General features: G+C 71.8%; 20 protein-coding genes. 18 read left to right on the top strand and 2 right to left on the bottom strand.

Going from position 1 to position 21,144, the window contains the following annotated elements:
• Positions 1-13: 13 nt before the first annotated feature.
• Positions 14-574 (top strand): HIT family protein, encoded by a 561-nt coding sequence (locus ACFWJ4_RS22840; protein WP_380546494.1) that lies wholly within the window; start codon positions 14-16, stop codon positions 572-574.
• A gap of 69 nt (positions 575-643) precedes the next feature.
• Here ACFWJ4_RS22840 and ACFWJ4_RS22835 read toward each other — a convergent pair whose 3' ends face one another.
• Positions 644-2,290 (bottom strand): hypothetical protein, encoded by a 1,647-nt coding sequence (locus ACFWJ4_RS22835; RefSeq protein WP_380546493.1) that lies wholly within the window; start codon positions 2,288-2,290, stop codon positions 644-646.
• A gap of 195 nt (positions 2,291-2,485) precedes the next feature.
• On the opposite strand from ACFWJ4_RS22835, the gene ACFWJ4_RS22830 reads away from it, so the two are divergent.
• Complete coding sequence (locus tag ACFWJ4_RS22830; protein ID WP_380546491.1) at positions 2,486-2,911, top strand: thiol-disulfide oxidoreductase DCC family protein; 426 nt, start codon at positions 2,486-2,488, stop codon at positions 2,909-2,911.
• 22 nt (positions 2,912-2,933) lie between these two features.
• Here ACFWJ4_RS22830 and ACFWJ4_RS22825 read toward each other — a convergent pair whose 3' ends face one another.
• The gene (locus ACFWJ4_RS22825) at positions 2,934-4,982 is read right to left on the bottom strand and encodes an elongation factor G-like protein EF-G2 (RefSeq protein ID WP_380546489.1); all 2,049 of its coding nucleotides are present in this window, start codon (positions 4,980-4,982) and stop codon (positions 2,934-2,936) included.
• A 253-nt stretch (positions 4,983-5,235) separates the two neighbouring features.
• Between ACFWJ4_RS22825 and pgsA the strand changes: the two genes are divergently transcribed.
• The 16 genes from pgsA to ACFWJ4_RS22745 all read left to right on the top strand — a co-directional run bounded on the left by pgsA (position 5,236) and on the right by ACFWJ4_RS22745 (position 21,098).
• Positions 5,236-5,883 (top strand): phosphatidylinositol phosphate synthase, encoded by a 648-nt coding sequence (pgsA, locus tag ACFWJ4_RS22820; RefSeq protein ID WP_380546487.1) that lies wholly within the window; start codon positions 5,236-5,238, stop codon positions 5,881-5,883.
• Positions 5,884-5,899: 16 nt separating this feature from the next.
• Positions 5,900-6,862, top strand: coding sequence for a phosphatidylinositol mannoside acyltransferase (locus ACFWJ4_RS22815; RefSeq protein WP_359914505.1), 963 nt, complete (start codon positions 5,900-5,902; stop codon positions 6,860-6,862).
• A 52-nt stretch (positions 6,863-6,914) separates the two neighbouring features.
• Positions 6,915-8,096 carry a glycosyltransferase family 4 protein gene (locus ACFWJ4_RS22810; protein ID WP_380546485.1) on the top strand — a complete coding sequence of 394 codons (1,182 nt, stop codon included), beginning with the start codon at positions 6,915-6,917 and terminating at the stop codon, positions 8,094-8,096.
• Between the two features lie 108 nt (positions 8,097-8,204).
• Positions 8,205-8,573, top strand: a complete 369-nt coding sequence (locus ACFWJ4_RS22805) for an isomerase (protein ID WP_359914511.1) — start codon at positions 8,205-8,207, stop codon at positions 8,571-8,573.
• Between the two features lie 29 nt (positions 8,574-8,602).
• Positions 8,603-9,148 carry a hypothetical protein gene (locus tag ACFWJ4_RS22800; protein WP_380546483.1) on the top strand — a complete coding sequence of 182 codons (546 nt, stop codon included), beginning with the start codon at positions 8,603-8,605 and terminating at the stop codon, positions 9,146-9,148.
• A gap of 129 nt (positions 9,149-9,277) precedes the next feature.
• The gene (gene pdxS, locus ACFWJ4_RS22795; protein ID WP_380546481.1) at positions 9,278-10,189 is read left to right on the top strand and encodes a pyridoxal 5'-phosphate synthase lyase subunit PdxS; all 912 of its coding nucleotides are present in this window, start codon (positions 9,278-9,280) and stop codon (positions 10,187-10,189) included.
• 96 nt (positions 10,190-10,285) lie between these two features.
• On the top strand, positions 10,286-10,909 hold the full coding sequence (gene pdxT / locus ACFWJ4_RS22790; RefSeq protein WP_359897475.1) for a pyridoxal 5'-phosphate synthase glutaminase subunit PdxT: 624 nt from the start codon (positions 10,286-10,288) through the stop codon (positions 10,907-10,909).
• Positions 10,910-11,007: 98 nt separating this feature from the next.
• Positions 11,008-11,766 carry a YebC/PmpR family DNA-binding transcriptional regulator gene (locus tag ACFWJ4_RS22785; protein ID WP_049651428.1) on the top strand — a complete coding sequence of 253 codons (759 nt, stop codon included), beginning with the start codon at positions 11,008-11,010 and terminating at the stop codon, positions 11,764-11,766.
• A 152-nt stretch (positions 11,767-11,918) separates the two neighbouring features.
• Positions 11,919-12,470, top strand: a complete 552-nt coding sequence (ruvC, locus tag ACFWJ4_RS22780; RefSeq protein WP_359897479.1) for a crossover junction endodeoxyribonuclease RuvC — start codon at positions 11,919-11,921, stop codon at positions 12,468-12,470.
• Positions 12,467-13,078: a Holliday junction branch migration protein RuvA gene (gene ruvA / locus ACFWJ4_RS22775; protein ID WP_359897474.1), complete on the top strand. Its 612-nt coding sequence runs from the start codon at positions 12,467-12,469 to the stop codon at positions 13,076-13,078. Before ruvC ends, ruvA begins: the two co-directional genes overlap by 4 nt.
• A gap of 53 nt (positions 13,079-13,131) precedes the next feature.
• The gene (gene ruvB / locus ACFWJ4_RS22770; protein WP_380546504.1) at positions 13,132-14,202 is read left to right on the top strand and encodes a Holliday junction branch migration DNA helicase RuvB; all 1,071 of its coding nucleotides are present in this window, start codon (positions 13,132-13,134) and stop codon (positions 14,200-14,202) included.
• Positions 14,203-14,462: 260 nt separating this feature from the next.
• Positions 14,463-14,870, top strand: coding sequence for a preprotein translocase subunit YajC (gene yajC / locus ACFWJ4_RS22765; protein WP_359897472.1), 408 nt, complete (start codon positions 14,463-14,465; stop codon positions 14,868-14,870).
• Positions 14,871-15,017: 147 nt separating this feature from the next.
• Positions 15,018-16,799, top strand: coding sequence for a protein translocase subunit SecD (gene secD / locus ACFWJ4_RS22760; RefSeq protein ID WP_380546479.1), 1,782 nt, complete (start codon positions 15,018-15,020; stop codon positions 16,797-16,799).
• 4 nt (positions 16,800-16,803) lie between these two features.
• A complete protein-coding gene (gene secF / locus ACFWJ4_RS22755; protein ID WP_380546477.1) occupies positions 16,804-17,892 on the top strand; it encodes a protein translocase subunit SecF in 1,089 nt (362 codons plus the stop codon).
• 47 nt (positions 17,893-17,939) lie between these two features.
• A complete protein-coding gene (locus ACFWJ4_RS22750) occupies positions 17,940-18,491 on the top strand; it encodes an adenine phosphoribosyltransferase (protein WP_049651822.1) in 552 nt (183 codons plus the stop codon).
• Between the two features lie 96 nt (positions 18,492-18,587).
• Entirely contained in the window at positions 18,588-21,098 is a 2,511-nt protein-coding gene (locus tag ACFWJ4_RS22745; RefSeq protein WP_380351201.1) for a RelA/SpoT family protein, read from the top strand.
• Positions 21,099-21,144: the final 46 nt, after the last annotated feature.

The following is a 21,144-nucleotide window of genomic DNA, read 5'->3' as shown; positions in this document are numbered from 1 at the left end:
CCGTCGGGCGAATATGCTGATCAGCATGACGACTGAGCCGGAACTTCAGCGGGGCGTCGGTGAGCCGGACGGCTTCCGCCGCCTGTGGACGCCTCATCGGATGGCGTACATCCAGGGTGAGAACAAGCCCACCGGCCCGGCTCCGGACGACGGTTGTCCGTTCTGCTCGATCCCGTCCCTGAGCGACGAGGACGGGCTGATCATCGCCCGGGGGAGTGCCGTGTTCGCGGTGCTGAACCTGTACCCGTACAACGGCGGGCACCTGATGGTGGTCCCGTACCGGCACGTCGCCGACTACACCGACCTGGACGAGGCCGAGACGGCCGAGCTGGCGGACTTCACCAAGAAGGCGATGACGGCGCTGCGGGCGGCCTCCGGGGCGCACGGGTTCAACATCGGGATGAACCAGGGTGCGGCGGCCGGGGCCGGGATCGCGGCGCACCTGCACCAGCACGTGGTGCCGCGCTGGGGCGGGGACACCAACTTCATGCCGGTGGTCGGCCACACCAAGGTGCTGCCGCAGCTGCTGGCGGACACCCGGAAGATGCTGGCCGAGGCCTGGCCGCAGGGCTGATCCGAGGAACAACGCGGGAGGGCCCCACCGAGATCCACGGTGGGGCCCTCCCGCATGTGCTGCGCCGGGTCAGCCGGCGTTGAAGGTGTCGACGTCGTAGGGGCGGGGGCTCTGCGCCTCGGACTTGATGATCGAGGTGCGGTTCTTGAAGAAGCGGTCGGCGTCCAGGTCGTGCTCCTCCAGGAACTCCAGCGTGGCGGCGTGGACCGCCGCGAGCACCGGGACGGCGGCGTTCTGGGCGTTGTCGACCATGGAGCGGTTCTCCCAGGCACGGCCGGCCCAGATGTGCCGCAGCCCGAAGGGCTCGGGCAGGCCGAGTCCGCCGCCGAGCCAGCCGAGCAGGCCGGGCATCCGGTAGAAGGGGGCGCGGACGGCCTGGCGGACGACCTCGTCGTTGTCGATCAGGGGGAGCTTGACGGTGCGCTCCTCCCAGAACCGCACGGTCTTGGCGACCGACTTCTCCTTGTCCTTGGGCTTGTCGAAGAAGACGCCCTTGACCGGGCCGAGCGCGTAGCCGGACACGGTGATGTTCAGGACGTTGGCGAGCAGGGTGACGGTGACGGTGAAGGTGAGGACCAGCTTGCCGTCGTGGGTGATGAACTGGGTGGCGAGGTAGTGCCGGGGGCCGCCGGAGAAGGTCTGCTTGTCGGCGACGCTCTGCACGGCGAAGTCGCGCATCCGGTCGCCGTCCATGTCGGCGTTGCCGGGGCGGCTGATCTCGTCGGCGCCCTCGCCGATGTCGAAGACCACCCACTGCTTGATGGCGACGTTGGGCATGCCGCTGTTGGCGACGTGGCTGACGCCGAGGCCCTTGAGGTGGGAGGAGATCCGGCGGATCAGGTCCCAGGGGTGGAAGGCGCGGAAGTCGGCGTGGCCCTCCGCGGGGTGGAGGGTGTCGGCGAGGCGCCATTCGCCCCAGCGGCGGCCGGCACCGAGGATGCCCTTGGGGCCGGCGTAGTGGTGGATGTTGGTCTCCTGCTCGGCGTCCAGGCGGCCGAGCTTGTCGCGCAGGTCGGCGGCCTTCTTGTCGAGGTCGTCCCGGGGGACGGCCTTGGCGACGGAGGCGGCCACCACGCTGCCCTCGACCAGCGCCTGCCAGCGGGAGCGCAGGTCCTTGGCGGAGCGCTCGACGATCCGGCGGGCGAGGTACCAGCCGACGACCGGGGCGAGCATGGTCACGCGCAGGTAGACGCCGATGAAGCCGCTGGCCGGCGGGCGCAGCGCGAGCAGGACGGCGAGGGCGGCGGTCGCGGCGAGCACGATGCCGCCGTAGACGGCCGCGTTCTTCGGGTTGTCCCGCTTGAGCCAGGCGCGGAGCTGGAAGGCGCCGAGCCAGATCAGGGTGCCGGGGAGGAAGAGCACACCGGTGGCGATGGAGACGGTGCTGAGTTGCCGGTCGCGGGTGTTGCGCAGTTCCTCGGCGGCCAGGCAGTGTTCGACGACCTGGCGGGTGTCGACTCCGAAGGCCGGGACGATGGGCTTGCGGCCGCCGCCCAGGGCACGGGAGATCAGCGCCTTGCTGAAGGCCTCGCCGAGGTTGGGGCGGAAGAGCGCGAAGCGGCCCTTCTTCTCGGTGGCGTCGGTGACGGCGCCGACGAAGCCCTTGATCTCGCCGTCGCGGTACGCGGTCGAGGAGAGTCCCTGGGTGATGGCGGTCTGCGGGCCGGCGTCGGTCCGGGGTATCTGCGCACCCGGGGTCATGTCGAGTGTGGTCACGGTGGCGTCCCCTCCTCCCCTTGTCAGCGGCAGGTTACCGTGCCGTGGCACCCCCGCGCGGATGATCGTCTGAAGTACCGTCACCGGAGGCCTGAGGGGCATGATGCCCAGCTTCGGGCGGGTCGATACCCGTCGCGAGGAGGATGGGGGAGGTGGGGCAGGATGGACGGTGGGAGCGAGGAAAGGGGAGCGGCCGTGAAGGATCCGGTGCTGGTCTACGACGGGGACTGTTCGTTCTGTTCGTCCTGCGTGCGCTGGTCGGAGCGGTACCTGCGGCAGACGCTGGCCTCGGGGGGCTGGGAGGCGGTGCCGTTCCAGTTCGCGGATCTGCCGGGCCTGGACGGGTACGCGGGCGGCCGGGGCGAGGTGTCGGCGGAGCGGGCGGAGCGCGAGGTGCTCTGGGTGACGCCGGGCGGCCGGGTGTACGGGGGCGCGCAGGCGGTTGCGCGGCTTCTGATGCGCTCCGGCGGGGTGTGGGCGTACCTGGGCGCTGTGTTGACGGCGGCGCCGGTGCGGCCGCTCGCGGGGCTGGCCTACCGCTGGGTGGCGCGCAACCGGCACCGGATGCCGGGGGGGACGGCGGCGTGCGAGCTGCCGGCCCGGAAGCCCGTCCGGCCGTGAGGCCGCCCGGCCGTGGGGCCGCTCAGTCGGTGTAGCGCTGGGCGAGGGCGGGGGGCATGGGTTCGTGGCGCAGGTAGGCGCGGGAGAACTCGGCGGTGCCGTGGGTGAGCGAGCGCAGGTCGATCGGGTAGCGGACGAGTTCGAGCTCGGGGACCTCGGCGCGCAGCAGGGTGAGGCCGGTGCCGCCGGTCTCGCTGCCGAGGACGCGGCCGCGGCGGGCGGAGAGGTCGCCGAGGACGGCGCCGAGGTAGTCGTCGGGGAGCAGGACGCTGACGGCGGCGACGGGTTCGAGCAGGCGGATGACGGCGTGCTCGGCGGCGTCGCGCAGGGCGAGGGCGGCGGCGTTCTGGAAGGACGCGTCGGAGGAGTCGACGGAGTGCGCCTTGCCGTCGGTGAGGGTGACCCGGACGTCGACGAGCGGGTAGCCGGTGGTGACGCCCTTGGCGAGCTGGGCGCGGACGCCCTTCTCGACGGAGGGGATGAAGTGCTTGGGGACGGAGCCGCCGACGACGTGCTCCTGGAACTGGAAGCCGGAGCCGGCGGGGAGCGGTTCGACCTCCAGGTCGCAGATGGCGTACTGGCCGTGGCCGCCGGACTGCTTGACCAGGCGGCCGTGGCCGGCGGCGGCGGTGCCGAAGGTCTCGCGCAGGGCGACCTTGGGTTCGACGGTGTCGACGTGGACGCCGTGGCGGGTGCGGAGGCGGTCGAGGACGACGTCGGCGTGGGCTTCGCCGGTGCACCAGAGGACGAGCTGGTGGGTGTCGGGGTTCTGTTCCAGGCGTAGCGCCGGGTCCTCGGCGGTGAGGCGGGCGAGGGCCTGGGAGAGCTTGTCGTCGTCGGCCTTGCTGTGGGCCTCGACGGCGATCGGGAGGAGCGGTTCGGGGAGGGTCCAGCCTTCGAGGGCGACGGGGTGGCCGGGGTCGTGGACGGTGTCGCCGGCGCGCGCGGTGGTGAGTTTGGCGGCACAGACGAGGTCGCCGGCGACGGCGTGCGGGACGGGGCGCTGGGCCTTGCCGAAGGGGCTGGAGAGGGCGGTGACGCGTTCGTCGCCGTTCTGGTCGGCGGTGTGGGCGGGGCCGACGAGGTGGATCTTGGTATCGGGGCGCAGGGTGCCGGCGTACAGGCGCAGCAGGCTGATCCGTCCGACGTAGGCGTCGCCGGTGACGCGGACGACCTGGGCGGCGAGCGGGGCGTCGGGGTCGCACTCGGGGGCGGGACGGGTGCGTTCGGTGGGGTCGGGGAAGGTGTGCGCGACGAGGTCGAGGAGTTCGGCGGCGCCGAGGCCGTTCTCGCTGGTGGGGACGGCGGGGTGGAGGGCGCAGGAGAGGACCTCGCGGCGCAGGCCGGCTTCGAGGGAGTCGGTGTCGAGGGTGTCGCCGGAGAGGTAGCGCTCCATGAGGGTGTCGTCCTGGCCGGAGATGGCTTCGACGAGGCTGTCGTGGGCGGGGGCGGTGTCGGGCAGGGGGTCGGCGTCGCCGTAGGTGTCGCCGGTGAGGAGGTCGACGCTGCCGTCGGGGTGTCCGTCGTGGTGGACGGGCAGGAAGAGCGGGCGCAGGGTGTCCGGGCCGAGTCCGAAGGCGTCGTGGCAGGCGGTGAGGATGTCGTCGAAGCCGGTGTGGGCGAGGTCGAGTTTGGCGACGGCGATGGCGCGGGGGATGCCCTCGGCGGCGCATTCGCGCCACAGGGCGCGGGTGGGGGCGGTGACCGGGTCGGTGGCGGAGACGACGAAGACGGCGGCGTCGGCGGCGTGCAGGGCGGCGCGCAGGTCGGCGGCGAAGTCGGGGTGGCCGGGCGGGTCGATCAGGTTGATCTTGACGCCCTTCCATTCGAGCGGGAGGAGCGAGAGCTGGACGGAGCGCTGCTGCTGGTGCTCGATGTCCTCGTGGTCGGAGACGGTGGTGCCGTCGGTGACGCGGCCGGCCCGGCCGGTGGCGCCGGCGGCGAGGGCGAGGGATTCGGCGAGGGTGGTCTTGCCCACACCGCTGGGGCCGATGAGGACGACGTTGCGCAGGTCCTTCGGGCCGGTGACGGCGGGTGCCTGGCCGGCTCGTGCCGTGCTGCGGTCGGGCATCGGGGTCTCCTCCCGTGGCGCCGAGGCTGTCTTTGGCAGTCTAGGGTCGGGTCCTGCGGGGCGCGTGTCGTACGGCCGATCGGTGATCGTGCGTGTGCACGGCGTGGCGGGGGCGGCGCCCGGCGGTGCGTGCGCCGGAGCGTGTCCTCGGCCTGGCTACGATGGGTGGGCCGGACGGGCTGATCCGCCCGGCCGTCTGCCGCGCGTTCTGCGCCAGGCGGGTATCTGGGAGATCGGAGCGGCTGGGAAGGCCATGCTCAACAAATACGCGCGTGCCTTCTTCACACGTGTCCTGACCCCGTTCGCCGCGTTCCTGATCCGGCTGGGCGTGAGCCCGGACGCCGTGACGCTGATCGGTACCGCCGGCTCGGTGGCCGGTGCGCTGGTGTTCTTCCCGCGCGGGGAGTTCTTCTGGGGCACCATCACGATCACGCTGTTCATCTTCTCGGACCTGGTGGACGGGAACATGGCCCGCCAGCTGGGCCGGAGCACGAAGTGGGGGGCGTTCCTCGACTCCACCCTGGACCGGGTCGCCGATGCGGCGATCTTCGGCGGTCTGGCGATGTGGTACGCGGGCAAGGGTGACAACAACCTGCTCTGTGCGGTGGCGATCTTCTGCCTGGCGAGCGGTCTGGTGGTGTCGTACACGAAGGCGCGGGCGGAGAGCCAGGGCCTGCCGTGCGACGTGTCGGGGCTGGTGGAGCGGGCCGAGCGGCTGGTGGCCAGCCTGGTGGCGGCCGGGGTCGCGGGTCTGCACAAATTCGGTGTGCCGTACGTGGAGTGGCTGCTGCCGGTGGCGCTGTGGCTGGTGGCGGTGGGCAGCCTGGTGACGGTGTTCCAGCGGATGCTGACCGTGCGCCGGGAGGCGTTCGAGGCCGACCGAGCGGCGGCCGGGAGCTGATGGGGGGCGTCCTGCGGTGACGGACCGACTGGTGTACTGGGCGTACGCGCTGGGGTGGGGGCTGCTGAAGCACCTGCCGGAGCGGGTGGCCCGGGGGCTGTTCGACCGGCTGGCGGACTACGCGTGGCGCAAGCGCGGCAAGCGGGTGCTCCAGCTGGAGGCGAATCTGCGCCGGGTCCGTCCGGGCCTGGACGAGGCCGCGGTGCGGGAGCTGTCCCGGGCCGGGATGCGCTCGTACCTGCGGTACTGGATGGAGTCGTTCCGGCTGCCGGTGTGGAGCCGGGAGCGGGTGGCCCGGGACGTCCAGGTGGAGGGGTTCGAGCACCTGCGGGAGTCGTTGGAGGCGGGGCGGGGCGCGGTGATAGCGCTGCCGCACATGGGCAACTGGGACCTCGCGGGGGCCTGGGTGGCGCAGCAGGGCTACCCGTTCACCACGGTCGCGGAGCGGTTGAAGCCGGAGCGGCTGTTCGACCGGTTCGTGGCGTTCCGGGAGGGCCTGGGCATGGAGGTCCTGGCGCTGACCGGCGGTTCGGTGAACGTGATCGGCACGCTGGCGCGGCGGTTGCGCGAGGGCCGGCTGGTCTGCCTGGTGGGGGACCGGGACCTGTCGGAGGCGGGCATCGGGGTGTCGTTCTTCGGTGAGCCGACCCGGATGCCGGCCGGTCCGGCGGCGCTGTGCCAGCGCACCGGGGCGGCGCTGCTGCCGGTGACGCTCTGGTACGACGGCCCGGTGCTGCGGGCGCGGATCCATCCCGAGGTGCCGGTGCCCGAGGAGGGCGACCGCAAGGAGCGCACCCGGGCGATGACCCAGGCGATGGCGCAGGTGTGGGAGCGGAGCATCCGCGAGCACCCGCAGGACTGGCACATGCTGCAGAAGTTCTGGCTGGCCGACCTGCCGGTCCGTGAGACGGTGAAGGCGGCGCCCGCGGAGCGCGCGGAGGCGGTCCCGGAGCCCGCGGCCGAGGCCTCCGGGTCCTGAGCCGTTCCGTCCTGCCCGCCCGCACCACTGTCCGAAGGAGCTTGAGGAACCTGTGAAGATCGGCATCGTCTGCCCGTACGACTGGGACGTCCCCGGTGGGGTGCAGTTCCACATCCGGGACCTGGCCGAGCACCTGATCGGTCTGGGGCACGAGGTGTCGGTGCTGGCGCCGGCCGAGGACGAGGAGGCGCTGCCGCCGTACGTGGTCCCGGCCGGGCGGTCGGTGGCGGTGCCGTACAACGGGTCGGTGGCGCGGCTGAGTTTCGGGATCCTGTCGGCGGCCCGGGTGCGGCGCTGGCTGCACGACGGGCGCTTCGACATCCTGCACGTGCACGAGCCGGCCGCGCCGAGCCTGTCGATGCTGGCCGCCTGGTCGGCGACCGGGCCGATGGTGGGGACCTTCCACACCTCCAATCCGCGTTCGCGGGTGATGATCGCGGCCTCGCCGATCCTCCAGCCGGGGCTGGAGAAGATGCGGGCCCGGATCGCGGTGTCGGAGTACGCCCGGCGCACCCTGGTGGAGCACCTGGGCGGGGATGCGGTGGTGATCCCGAACGGCGTGGACGTGGGGTTCTTCGCGTCGGCCGAGCCGGACGAGCGGTGGACCGGCGGCGCGGCGAAGGGGGAGCCGGGCACGATCGGCTTCATCGGCCGGATCAACGAGCCGCGCAAGGGCCTGCCGACGCTGCTGGCGGCGCTGCCGGGGATCCTGGCGGAGCGGCCGGGGGTGCGGCTGCTGGTGGCGGGCAAGGGCGACGAGGAGGAGGCCGTCGCGGGCCTGGCGCCCGAGGTGCGCCGGCAGGTGGAGTTCCTCGGCATGGTGAGCGACCGGGACAAGGCCCGGCTGCTGCGCAGCGTGGACCTGTACGTGGCGCCGAACACCGGGGGCGAGAGCTTCGGGATCATCCTGGTCGAGGCGATGTCGGCGGGCGCGCCGGTGCTGGCGAGCGATCTGGACGCGTTCAAGCAGGTGCTGGACGGCGGGGACGCGGGCGAGCTGTTCCCGGTGGAGGACGCGGACGCGCTGGCCCGTACGGCGCTGCGGCTGCTGGGTGATCCGGCGCGGCTGGAGGAGCTGCGGGAGGCGGCCTCGCGGCATGTGCGGCGGTTCGACTGGTCGACGGTGGGCGCGGACATCCTGGCGGTGTACGAGACGGTGACGGCCGGCGAGGCGGCGGTGGTCGAGGAGGACGTGCGCGGCGGGCGGCGCCGGTTCGGGCTGGCCCGGGACTGATCCGCCGCAGCGGTTCGGGCCGGTCCGGGACCGGTCCCGGGCGGCGGGCCGGGGTGCCGGTGGCGTTAGGGTCGGGCGTCCGTACCACTGCGATCCACGGGGGCAACGATGCCGCAGATCTCCGTCGACTACTCGGCCGGCCTGGCCGGAACCTTCGACCGCCGGGGCCTCGGCCTGGCGATCAACCGGCTGGCGGAGGCGACGATCGACGCGAAGCCGGAGTCCTGCAAGACGGTGTTCCGGCAGAGCGAGGTGCTGGTGGTCGGTACCAGCGGGGCGGCCGCGGACGCCCAGGTGTTCGTGGAGTTCCAGATCTTTCCGGGCCGTTCGCCGGAGGCGAAGGCGGCGCTGAGCGAGGGCGTGCTGGCGCTGCTGGCGCAGTACGTCCGGCCGCGGCCGGGTACCCGGCTGTTCACGGCGGTGAACATCGCGGACATCGACCGGGAGAGCTACCGGAACGCGACCGCCCAGGGCTGAACCGGTGACACCCGGTAACGTAGCGGCCCGTGACTACCTGGATCTGGGCCGGCGTGGCCGTGGTGCTGTTCGGCATGTACCTGAGTTGGACGGCCGGTCGTCTGGACCGGCTGCACGCCCGGATCGACGCCGCGCGGGCGGCGCTGGACGCGCAGCTGGTCCGCCGGGCCTCGGTGGCGTTGGAGTTGGCGACGTCCTCGTTGCTGGATCCGGCGGCCTCGCTGCTGCTGCTGGACGCGGCGCACGCGGCCCGTCAGGCCGAGGACGAGCAGCGCGAGGTGGCGGAGAGCCAGCTGAGCCTGGCGCTGCGGGCGGTGTTCGAGGAGCCGGAGCAGATGGCGGCGCTGGTGGCCGAGCCGGGTGGCGAGGACGCGGTTCGTGATCTGACGGCCGCCGTGCGGCGGGTGCCGATGGCCCGCCGGTTCCACAACGACGCGGTGCGGGCGGCCCGGGCGGTGCGCGAGCACCGGCTGGTGCGGTACTTCCGGCTGGCGGGGAAGGCACCCTTCCCGCTGGCGTTCGAAATGGACGATGCCCCGCCGCCCGCTCTCACGCCCGAAGGGGCACCTGCTTAAGGTGTCCCCCGGATACGGCCCGTTTGTCGTGTCCCGTCGTCCTGGCTGGACTTGGTGGCGCATGGTTGGGTCACCCGTTCTGCCTACCATAGGGCGATAGCACTGATTCATCTTCGAGTGAGGTCTCACGTGTCCACCACCCCCACCACCGCAGACCAGCCGCAGATCGGCACCGCCCGGGTCAAGCGCGGCATGGCCGAGCAGCTCAAGGGCGGTGTGATCATGGACGTGGTCAACGCCGAGCAGGCCAAGATCGCCGAGGACGCCGGCGCGGTCGCCGTCATGGCCCTGGAGCGGGTCCCCGCGGACATCCGCAAGGACGGCGGCGTGGCCCGCATGTCCGACCCGAACATGATCGAGGAGATCATCGCCGCGGTCTCCATCCCGGTGATGGCCAAGTCCCGCATCGGCCACTTCGTCGAGGCCCAGGTGCTCCAGTCGCTGGGCGTCGACTACATCGACGAGTCCGAGGTGCTGACCCCGGCCGACGAGGTCAACCACTCGGACAAGTTCGCCTTCACCACCCCCTTCGTCTGCGGTGCCACCAACCTGGGCGAGGCCCTGCGCCGCATCGCCGAGGGCGCGGCCATGATCCGCTCGAAGGGCGAGGCCGGCACCGGCAACGTCGTCGAGGCCGTCCGCCACCTGCGCCAGATCAAGAACGAGATCGGCCAGCTGCGCGCCCTGGACAACAACGAGCTGTACGCCGCCGCCAAGGAGCTGCGCGCCCCGTACGAGCTGGTCAAGGAGGTCGCCGAGCTCGGCAAGCTGCCGGTCGTGCTGTTCTCCGCCGGTGGCGTCGCCACCCCGGCCGACGCCGCGCTGATGCGCCAGCTGGGCGCCGAGGGCGTCTTCGTCGGCTCCGGCATCTTCAAGTCGGGCGACCCGGCCAAGCGCGCCGCCGCCATCGTGAAGGCCACCACCTTCTTCGACGACCCGAAGATCATCGCGGACGCGTCCCGCAACCTGGGCGAGGCCATGGTCGGCATCAACTGCGACACCCTGCCGGAGACCGAGCGCTACGCCAAGCGCGGCTGGTAGTCGCCCGGTAGTCCTGGGCCGGCCCGCCGCAGCGCCTCGGCGCGCGGCGGGCCGCGCCACGTAGTCCGTCGTAACGATCGATAGAGGTTGAAGACCGTGAGCACTCCTGTCATCGGCGTCCTCGCCCTCCAGGGCGACGTCCGCGAGCACCTGGTGGCGCTGGCCGAGGCCGACGCGCTCGCCCGTCCGGTGCGCCGCGCCGAGGAGCTGGCCGAGGTCGACGCGCTGGTGATCCCCGGCGGGGAGTCCACCACCATGTCCAAGCTGGCGCTGCTGTTCGGCGTGATGGACCCGCTGCGCGAGCGGGTCGCCGCCGGGATGCCGGTCTACGGCACCTGCGCGGGCATGATCATGCTGGCGGACAAGATCCTGGACGGCCGCGAGGACCAGGAGACCGTCGGCGGCATCGACATGACGGTGCGCCGCAACGCCTTCGGGCGCCAGAACGAGTCCTTCGAGTCCGGGATCGACTTCACGGGCCTGGCCGACGCGCCGGTGCACGGCGTCTTCATCCGCGCCCCCTGGGTCGAGTCGGTCGGCGCGGGTGTCGAGGTGCTGGCCGAGCTGCCCGCCGCGGACGGCCCGGAGAGCCGGATCGTGGCGGTGCGCCAGGGCAACCTGCTCGCCACCTCCTTCCACCCGGAGCTGACCGGCGACCACCGGGTGCACGCGTACTTCGTGCGGATGGTCGAGGAGCACCTCGCCGGGGACGCGCGCTGATGGCGTCGACCACGCGCTGACCGTGTGCGCTTCACCGGTGACGACACCGGTAAGATCTCATCTGTTCATTTCCCTTTGGCGACGTAAAGGAGCTGGCGATGTCCGGCCACTCTAAGTGGGCTACCACCAAGCACAAGAAGGCCGTGATCGACGCCAAGCGCGGCAAGCTCTTCGCCAAGATGATCAAGAACATCGAGGTGGCGGCGCGCACGGGCGGTCCCGACCCGGCGGGCAACCCGACCCTCTACGACGCCATCCAGAAGGCCAAGAAGAGCTCGGTCCCGATCGACAACATCAACCGCGCCGTCAAGCGCGGTGGCGGCCTGGAGGCCGGCGGCGCCGACTACCAGACCATCATGTACGAGGGCTACGGCCCGAACGGCGTCGCGGTCCTGATCGAGTGCCTCACCGACAACCGCAACCGCGCGGCCTCCGACGTGCGCGTCGCGATGACCCGCAACGGCGGCTCGATGGCCGACCCGGGCTCGGTGTCGTACCTGTTCACCCGCAAGGGTGTCGTCATCGTCCCCAAGGCCGACGGCGTGGACGAGGACAAGCTGTTCGAGGTCGTCCTCGACCAGGAGCCGGAGGAGATCAACGACCTCGGCGACTCGTTCGAGATCGTCTCCGAGGCCTCGAAGATGGTCGCCGTGCGCACCGCGCTGGTCGACGCCGGCGTCGACTACGACTCGGCCGAGGCCAACTTCCTCCCCAGCATGCAGGTCGAGCTGGACGTCGACGGCGCCCGCAAGATCCTCAAGCTGATCGACGCCCTGGAGGACAGCGACGACGTGCAGAACGTCTTCGCCAACTTCGACATCTCCGACGAGGTCGGCGCGCAGCTCGACGCCGAGTGATCACTGCCCAGTGATCGTCGGTGAGTGACCGTTCTCACTGCCCGGCCCGGTGGTCCCTGGACCACCGGGCCGGTGTCGTCGGTCGGGTTGTCGGACCCGGGCGGTAGCCTGCGGAGGTCCTTCGTGGCGAGTGACAGGGAGACGGGCGAGTGGTGCGGGTACTGGGCGTGGACCCGGGGCTGACCAGGTGCGGGGTCGGCGTGGTCGAGGGTGCGCCGGGCCGGCCGCTGCGGATGGCCGGGGTCGGCGTGGTGCGCACCCCCGCCGAGGCCGAGATCGGGGAGCGGCTGCTCCAGGTCGAGCAGGGCATCGAGGCCTGGCTGGACGAGCACCGGCCCGACCTGGTCGCCGTCGAGCGGGTCTTCGCCCAGCACAACGTCCGCACCGTGATGGGCACCGCCCAGGCCAGCGCCGTCGCGATGCTCTGCGCCACCCGGCGCGGCATCCCCGTCACCCTGCACACCCCCAGCGAGGTCAAGGCCGCCGTCACCGGCTCCGGCCGGGCCGACAAGGCGCAGGTCACGGCCATGGTGCAGCGCCTGCTGCGGCTGGACGCGCCGCCCAAGCCGGCCGACGCCGCCGACGCGCTGGCGCTGGCCATCTGCCACATCTGGCGCGGCGGGGCGACCAACCGGCTGGAGGCCGCCGTCCGGGCCGCCCGGGCCACCCCCCGCTCCACTCCTCCGAAAGGCACCGTCCGATGATCGCCTTCGTGCAAGGGCCCGTGGCGGCCATCTCCTCCGGGACCGCGGTGGTCGAGGTCGGCGGGGTGGGCATGGCCGTGCAGTGCACCCCGAACACGCTGGCCGGGCTGCGGCTGGGCGAGCCGGCCCGGCTGGCCACCTCGCTGGTGGTCCGGGAGGACTCGCTGACCCTGTTCGGCTTCGCGGACGACGACGAGCGCGGCGTGTTCGAGATCCTCCAGGCCGCGCCCGGCGTCGGTCCCAAGCTGGCGCAGGCGATCCTCGGGGTGCACAGCCCCGACGCGCTGCGCGCCGCGGTCGCGGGCGGCGACGAGAAGGCGCTGGTCGCGGTGCCGGGCATCGGCAAGGCCAAGGCGGCCAAGCTGTTGCTGGAGTACAAGGACAAGCTCGGCGCCCCGCACGGCGCCGTCCCGGCGCAGAAGCCGATCGCCACCGGCCCGGCGCCGTGGAGCGATCAGCTGCACTCCGCGCTGACCGGCCTCGGGTACGCCCCGCGCGAGGCGGACGAGGCGGTCGCGGCCGTCACCCCGGAGGCCGAGGCGCAGGCGACGCCGGACGTCGGCGCCCTGCTCCGGCTCGCCCTGCGCGGCCTCAACCGGGCCCGCTGACCACCTGACGATCTGTCCATTTGTCGATACTGGAGACTCTGGAGCCCGCGACGATGTACGACCCGGAACCCGCCGACCGGCTGGTCACGGCCGCCGCCGACGGTGAGGACCAGGCGGTGGAGGCGGCGCTGCGCCCCAAGCTGCTGGACGAGTTCATCGGCCAGGAGCGGGTGCGCGAGCAGCTGTCGCTGGTGCTCCAGGCCGCCCGCAAGCGCGGCAGCGCGCCCGACCACGTGCTGCTGAGCGGGCCGCCCGGGCTCGGCAAGACCACCCTGTCCATGATCATCGCCGCCGAGTTGGGCGCGCCGATCCGGATCACCTCCGGCCCGGCCATCCAGCACGCCGGGGACCTCGCGGCGATCCTCTCCTCGCTCACCGAGGGCGAGGTGCTCTTCCTCGACGAGATCCACCGGATGTCCCGGCCGGCCGAGGAGATGCTCTACATGGCGATGGAGGACTTCCGGGTCGACGTGATCGTCGGCAAGGGTCCGGGCGCCACCGCCATCCCGCTGGAGCTGCCGCCGTTCACCCTGGTCGGCGCCACCACCCGGGCCGGCCTGCTGCCGCCGCCGCTGCGCGACCGCTTCGGCTTCACCGGGCACATGGAGTTCTACGCCCCGGCCGAGCTCCAGCGGGTGGTGCACCGCTCGGCCGCGCTGCTGGACGTGGAGATAGACCCGGCCGGCGCGGCCGAGATCGCCGGGCGCTCGCGCGGCACCCCGCGCATCGCCAACCGGCTGCTGCGCCGGGTCCGCGACTACGCCCAGGTCCGGCACGACGGGCAGGTCACCGTCGAGATCGCCGCCCAGGCGCTGGACGTCTACGAGGTGGACGCGCGCGGCCTGGACCGGCTGGACCGCGCGGTGCTGGACGCGCTGCTGCGGCTGTTCGGCGGCGGTCCGGTCGGCTTGTCGACACTGGCGGTCGCCGTGGGGGAGGAGTCCGAGACGGTCGAGGAGGTCGCCGAGCCGTTCCTGGTCCGCGAGGGCCTGCTCGCCCGCACCCCGCGCGGCCGGATCGCCACCGCCGCGGCCTGGCAGCACCTCGGTCTGACCCCACCGGTCCAGACCATTCGCGGACGTGTTCCGGCGCAATCGGAGCTGTTCCCCGCCGATGAAAGTTGACCGCCATCGGCTGAACGGGTGAGTCGGTCCGGTCGGTTCCCACCCGGTGCTTCCGTGGTGGCACACGGAGGAGCCGGGAGTGAGGTCCGGGGAAACTGTGCAGGCGGAGGCTCGCCACTTTCGGTGGCAGGATGCGATGCTTGGCGTTGTCCGATCGATTCGGGGTCGCCTAGACTCCGCCGGACCGCCCCTCTCACCTGACGGGCCGACCAATACCACACAGGCCGCCGGCCGGCGGCCCGTAAAGGACCCTGGCTGCAGTGAACCTCATCATCCTTCTCCTCCCGATCATCGCGATCGTGCTCATGTTCCGGTCGCAGAAGAAGCGCCAGTCGCAGATGCAGCAGATGCAGACCGCGCTGGAGCCGGGGGCCGGTGTGCGCACCATCGGCGGTCTTTACGCCCAGGTGAAGGCGGTCAACGACGAGACCGTCGAGCTGGAGATCGCGCCCGGCGTGGTCACCCACTTCACCAAGAGCGCCATCGCGGCCGTCCTGGACCCCCAGGAGTACGACGCGATCATCAACGGCCGCCCCGCCGATGACGAGCTGCCCGAGCCGGAGGCCGAGGACGCCGACGCCGAGCCGGTCGAGGACAAGCCGCTGTCGCTCAGCAAGGACAGTGCCGAGAAGGGCGACGTCGAGGGCGGGGCTCCCGCGAGCAAGTAGTACGGACGGGCAACCCGCCCGGCCGCGCGGCACAGTGCCGCGAGCCCACAGGACCTCAGGGCCGCAGAACCGCCGGACCCCTGTCCCGCCACGAGCCGGACGGGGGTCCGGTCGGGGAAGTGGCATGGACAGGGAGAAACGAGCAAGGTGGCAACACCCAAGTCGCGCCCGCGCGACGGCTACCCAGGGCGGGCGCTGGCCCTCATCCTGGTCGTCACCGTCGGACTGGTCGCCCTCATGTTCGGGACGGGCACCACCAAGCCCAGGCTCGGGATCGATCTCGCCGGTGGCACCAGCATCACGCTGACCGCGAAGTCGACCGATCCCAAGGCGATCAGCAAGTCCAACATGGACATCGCCACCGGGATCATCGAGCGCCGCGTCAACGGCATGGGTGTCTCCGAGGCGGAGGTCCAGACCCAGGGCGACAACACGATCATCGTGAACATCCCCAAGGGCGGCAACCAGCAGAACGCGGCGGACCAGGTGGGCACCACCGCCAAGCTGTTCTTCCGTCCGGTCCTGGCCGTGGCGCCCAGCGGCGTCACCGCTCCGGTGCCGACCGGCACCCCGTCCGCGGGCGCCACCGGCACCCCGGGGGCGACCCCGTCCGCCGCCGCGACCGGCAGCCCGTCCGCGAGCGCCACCAAGCAGGGCCGCCCCGCGAGCGAGGCCCTGGCCGCCGAGGGCGCCAGCCCGACCGCCGCCGCCACCGGCGCGAGCACCGCGCCCTCCGCCGCCGCCACCGGCGCCCCGAGTGCCGCGGCCACCCCGCCGAGCGCCGCCGACCTCACCGCCGCGATGACCCAGGGCACCGTGCCGCCGGAGCTGACCGCCGCGTTCGCCGCCCTGGACTGCTCCAAGCCCGAGGTCCGCACCGCCCAGACCGGCGCCGATGACAAGGCCGTCGTCGCCTGCTCGCAGAAGCCCGAGAACGGCTACTACGAGAAGCTCGCCCTCGGCCCCGTCGCCGTGAAGGGCTCGGACGTCTCCAAGGCCCAGCCGAGCCTCGACACCCAGTCGGGCGCCGGCTGGCAGGTCCAGCTGCAGTTCAACGGCACCGGCACCGACGACTTCACCAAGATCACCGGCCAGCTCGCCACCCAGGCCCCGCCGAACAACCAGTTCGCGATCGTGCTGGACAACCAGGTCGTCTCGCACCCCGAGGTCAAGAACGCGATTCCCGGCGGCAGCGCCGTGATCACCGGCCGCTTCACCCAGACCGAGGCGCAGGACCTGTCCAACGTGCTCGGCTACGGCGCCCTGCCGCTGGAGTTCGTCAAGAGCGACATCACCACCGTCTCCCCGGCGCTCGGCAGCGACCAGCTCAAGGCCGGCCTGGTGGCCGGCGCGATCGGCATGCTGCTGGTGGTCGCCTACTCGCTGGTCTACTACCGCGGCCTCGGCCTGGTCTCGATCGCCGGTCTGCTCGTCTCGGCGGCCCTGACCTACTCGATCATGAGCCTGCTCGGCAACGCGATCGGCTTCGCGCTGAACCTGCCGGCGGTCTGCGGTGCGATCGTCGCGATCGGCATCACGGCGGACTCCTTCATCGTGTACTTCGAGCGCATCCGCGACGAGGTCCGCGAGGGCGCCCCGCTGCGCCCGGCGGTCCAGCGGGCCTGGCCGCGCGCCCGGCGCACCATCCTGGTCTCGGACTTCGTGTCCTTCCTCTGTGCCGCCGTGCTCTACGTGGTCTCGGTCGGCAAGGTCCAGGGCTTCGCGTTCACCCTGGGTCTGACCACGGCTCTCGACGTCGTGGTGATCTTCCTCTTCACCAAGCCGCTGATCACGCTGCTGGCCCGCCGCAAGTTCTTCCTGAACGGCCACCCGTGGTCCGGCCTGGACCCGAAGCGGCTGGGCGCCCGCCCGCCGCTGCGCAGCAGCCGTCGCCGTAACCCCTCCTCTGCCGCCGTGAAGGAGGCCTGACACCGTGTCACGCTTCTCCAACCTGGGCCACCGGCTCTACCAGGGTGAAGTCAGCTTCGACTTCGTCGGACGCCGCAAGCTCTGGTACTCCATCTCCGGCGTGATCGTGCTGGTCGCGGCGATCGGCCTGGCCATGGGCCTGCACCTGGGCATCGAGTTCAAGGGCGGCTCGGTCTACACCGTGGCCAAGCCCGGCCTGACGGTCTCCCAGGCACAGGAAACCGCGGACGGCGTCGTCTCCTCGCACCCGCTGGTGCAGTCGACCGACAACGGCAAGATCCGCATCCAGGTCAGCACCGAGGAGCCGAAGAGCTCCGACCAGATCCGCGCCGAGCTCTCGCAGAAGCTCGGCGTGCCGCTGGACACCGTCGAGGCCCAGGTGATCGGCCCCAGCTGGGGCAAGCAGATCTCCCAGAAGGCACTCACCGGTCTGATCGTCTTCATGGTCCTGGTGACGGTCTACCTGGCGATCGCCTTCGAGTGGCGGATGGCTGTGTCCGCCCTGGTCGCCCTCATCCACGACCTCCTGATCACCATCGGCGTGTACGCCCTGGTGGGCTTCGAGGTCACCCCGGGTACGGTGATCGGCTTCCTGACCATCCTCGGGTACTCGCTCTACGACACGGTCGTCGTCTTCGACACCGTGAAGGAGAACACCAAGGGGCTCACCAAGCAGAACAAGCTCACCTACAGCGAGGCCGCGAACGCGGGCCTCAACCAGACCCTGGTGCGCTCGCTCAACACCACCGTGGTGGCACTGCTTCCGGTCGCCGCACTGCTGTTCATCGGTGGCGGCCTCCTGGGCGCCGGCACCCTGAACGACATCTCGCTCGCGCTGTTCATCGGCCTCGCCGCCGGTGCCTACTCCTCGATCTGCGTCGCCACCCCGCTGCTGGCGCAGCTCAAGGAGGAGCAGCCGGAGATGAAGGCGCTGCGCAAGCGGGTCCTCCAGCACCGCGCCGCCGCGGCCGCCAAGGCCGAGGCCGCGGACGAGGAGCCGACGGGCGAGGAGCAGCCTGCGGGTATGGTCGGACAGCGTGGCCGCTCGGCCGGCACCTCCCGTGCCAAGGGCCGTCCGTCCACCAAGCGCTGACCCCGGCCACGACCCCGGGGCCCCACCAGACCGTGAAGGACACCACCGTGACCACCGCCGACACCGCACTGGCCGAGCTGCTGAACAGCCGGATCCGGGACGTCCCGGACTACCCGAAGCCGGGTGTGCTGTTCAAGGACATCGCGCCGCTGCTCGCCGACGCCGAGGCCTTCGGCGCCCTCACCCGGGCGCTGGCGGACCGGGCCGCGGAGCTCGGTGCGACCAAGGTGGTGGGCCTGGAGGCGCGCGGCTTCGTGCTGGCGGCCCCGGCGGCCTTCGCGGCCGGGCTCGGCTTCGTGCCGATCCGCAAGCAGGGCAAGCTGCCCGGCGAGGTGTTCCGGCGCTCGTACGAGCTGGAGTACGGCTCGGCGACGCTGGAGGTGCAGTGCGACGCCTTCACGCCCGGTGAGCGGGTGCTGGTGGTGGACGACGTGCTGGCCACCGGTGGCACCATCGGCGCCTCGCTGGACCTGGTGAAGGAGGCCGGGGCCGAGCTGGCGGGCGTCGTGGTGCTGATGGAGCTGGGCTTCCTGGACGGCCGCGAGCGGCTGGCCGGGCACCTGGGCGGCGCTCCGCTGGAGACGCTGGTCACGGTCTGACGGATCCGTCGGGAGGACGGCGGTCGGAACATCCGACCGCCGTCCTTCCGTTTCCTGGCCCGGCCGGATGAACACCCCGGCGCCCGGCTCGGTACCATGAAGATTCATCCCCTCCCGGTTGTCCCCGAACGTCCGGGCCCCGGCAGGGGTCGGCCCCGGTGCCCCGAGGAGTTGTCCTTGCCCGACGAGGTTGTGCCCACGGCCGCAGCGGCCGCCCCCGAAGACCGTCCCACGCCCTCGGGGGCCACCCCGGCACGCCCGGCGCCGACCTCCTCGCGTTCGCTCGGCCCGTCCGGCCGCGGTTCCACCGGCGGCATGCGCGCCCGCCTGGCCCGCCTCGGCGGCCAGCGCTCCAGCGTGCTGAACCCCGTCCTGGAGCCGCTGTTCCGCTCGATCCGGGCGAACGACCCCAAGGCCGACCCGGCGCTGCTGCGCGACATCGAGAAGGCGTACGCGGTGGCCGAGAAGTGGCACCGCGGACAGAAGCGCAAGAGCGGCGATCCGTACATCACCCACCCGCTGGCCGTCGCGACGATCCTGGCCGAGCTCGGCATGGACGCCCCGACCCTGATGGCCGGGCTGCTGCACGACACCGTCGAGGACACCGACTACGGCCTGGAGACCCTGCGCAAGGACTTCGGCGACTCGGTGGCCCTGCTGGTGGACGGCGTCACCAAGCTGGACCGGGTCAAGTTCGGCGAGGCCGCGCAGGCCGAGACCGTCCGCAAGATGGTCGTGGCGATGGCCAAGGACCCGCGGGTCCTGGTGATCAAGCTCGCCGACCGCCTGCACAACATGCGCACGATGCGCTACCTCAAGCGGGAGAAGCAGGAGAAGAAGGCCCGCGAGACGCTGGAGATCTACGCCCCGCTGGCGCACCGGCTGGGCATGAACACCATCAAGTGGGAGCTGGAGGACCTCGCCTTCGCGATCCTCTACCCCAAGATGTACGACGAGATCGTCCGGCTGGTCGCCGAGCGCGCCCCCAAGCGGGACGAGTACCTGGCGACCGTCATCGACCAGGTCCAGGCGGACCTGCGCGGCGCCCGGATCACCGCCTCCGTCACCGGCCGGCCGAAGCACTACTACTCGGTCTACCAGAAGATGATCGTCCGGGGCCGGGACTTCGCCGAGATCTACGACCTGGTGGGCATCCGGGTCCTGGTCGACACCGTCCGCGACTGCTACGCGGCGCTGGGCACCATCCACGCGCGGTGGAACCCGGTGCCGGGGCGGTTCAAGGACTACATCGCGATGCCCAAGTTCAACATGTACCAGTCGCTGCACACCACGGTGATCGGTCCCGGGGGCAAGCCGGTCGAGCTGCAGATCCGCACCTTCGACATGCACCGGCGGGCCGAGTACGGCATCGCCGCGCACTGGAAGTACAAGCAGCGCGCGGTGGCCGGGGCGTCCAAGGTCCGCACCGACACCCCGACCCAGGTCCGCAAGGAGGACAAGGCCGGCGCCGTCAACGAGATGGCCTGGCTGCGGCAGCTGCTGGACTGGCAGAAGGAGACCGCCGACCCGGGCGAGTTCCTGGAGTCGCTCCGCTTCGACCTGGCCAGCAACGAGGTCTTCGTCTTCACCCCCAAGGGTGACGTGATAGCCCTGCCGGCCGGGGCCACCCCGGTCGACTTCGCCTTCGCGGTGCACACCGAGGTCGGCTACCGGACGATAGGCGCCCGGGTCAACGGGCGGCTGGTGCCGCTGGAGTCGACCCTGGAGAACGGCGACACCGTCGAGGTCTTCACCTCCAAGGCGGAGAACGCCGGACCCTCCCGGGACTGGCTGGGCTTCGTCAAGTCCCCGCGCGCCCGCAACAAGATCCGCGCCTGGTTCTCCAAGGAGCGCCGCGAGGAGGCGATCGAGCACGGCAAGGAGGCGATCGTCCGGGCGATGCGCAAGCAGGGCCTGCCGATCCAGCGGATCCTGACCGGGGACTCGCTGGTCACCCTGGCCCACGAGATGCGCTACCCCGACATCTCCTCGCTCTACGCCGCGATCGGCGAGGGCCACGTCGCCGCGCCGAACATCGTGCAGAAGCTCGTGCAGGCGCTCGGCGGCGAGGAGGGGGCGACCGAGGACCTGGCGGAGACCGCCACCCCGACCCACGACAACCGCCGCGCGGTGCGCCGCCGGGCCAAGGGCGACCCGGGCGTGATCGTCAAGGGCGTCGAGGACGTCTGGGTCAAGCTCTCCCGCTGCTGCACCCCGGTGCCCGGCGACCCGATCGTCGGCTTCGTGACCCGCGGCAACGGCGTCTCGGTGCACCGCGCCGACTGCGTCAACGTGGAGGCGCTGAGCCAGCAGCCGGAGCGCATGATCGACGTCGAGTGGGCGGCCACCCAGTCCTCGGTCTTCCTGGTGGCCATCCAGGTCGAGGCGCTGGACCGCTCCCGGCTGCTCTCGGACGTCACCCGGGTGCTCTCCGACCAGCACGTCAACATCCTGTCGGCGGCGGTGCAGACCTCCCGGGACCGGGTGGCGATGAGCCGCTTCACCTTCGAGATGGGCGACCCGAAGCACCTGGGCCACGTGCTCAAGGCGGTGCGCGGCGTCGAGGGCGTGTACGACGTCTACCGCGTCACCTCCGCCCGCAAGTAGCGCGCGGGTACGCGGAAGGCCCCCGGGAGCGTTCCCGGGGGCCTTC

Source organism: Kitasatospora sp. NPDC127067, assembly GCF_042724755.1.
Lineage (GTDB): Bacteria > Actinomycetota > Actinomycetes > Streptomycetales > Streptomycetaceae > Kitasatospora > Kitasatospora lactacystinica.
This window is presented reverse-complemented; position numbering and strand designations above follow the sequence as displayed.

What these genes read in the sequence shown, in the direction of transcription:
- ACFWJ4_RS22840 (WP_380546494.1), top strand. Translation starts at nt 14, where the DNA reads ATGCTGATCAGCATGACGACTGAGCCGGAACTTCAGCGGGGCGTCGGT.
- ACFWJ4_RS22825 (WP_380546489.1), bottom strand. Translation starts at nt 4,982, where the DNA reads ATGCCCGACCGCAGCACGGCACGAGCCGGCCAGGCACCCGCCGTCACC.
- pgsA (WP_380546487.1), top strand. Translation starts at nt 5,236, where the DNA reads ATGCTCAACAAATACGCGCGTGCCTTCTTCACACGTGTCCTGACCCCG.
- ACFWJ4_RS22805 (WP_359914511.1), top strand. Translation starts at nt 8,205, where the DNA reads ATGCCGCAGATCTCCGTCGACTACTCGGCCGGCCTGGCCGGAACCTTC.
- ACFWJ4_RS22785 (WP_049651428.1), top strand. Translation starts at nt 11,008, where the DNA reads ATGTCCGGCCACTCTAAGTGGGCTACCACCAAGCACAAGAAGGCCGTG.
- ruvA (WP_359897474.1), top strand. Translation starts at nt 12,467, where the DNA reads ATGATCGCCTTCGTGCAAGGGCCCGTGGCGGCCATCTCCTCCGGGACC.
- ruvB (WP_380546504.1), top strand. Translation starts at nt 13,132, where the DNA reads ATGTACGACCCGGAACCCGCCGACCGGCTGGTCACGGCCGCCGCCGAC.
- ACFWJ4_RS22745 (WP_380351201.1), top strand. Translation starts at nt 18,588, where the DNA reads ATGAAGATTCATCCCCTCCCGGTTGTCCCCGAACGTCCGGGCCCCGGC.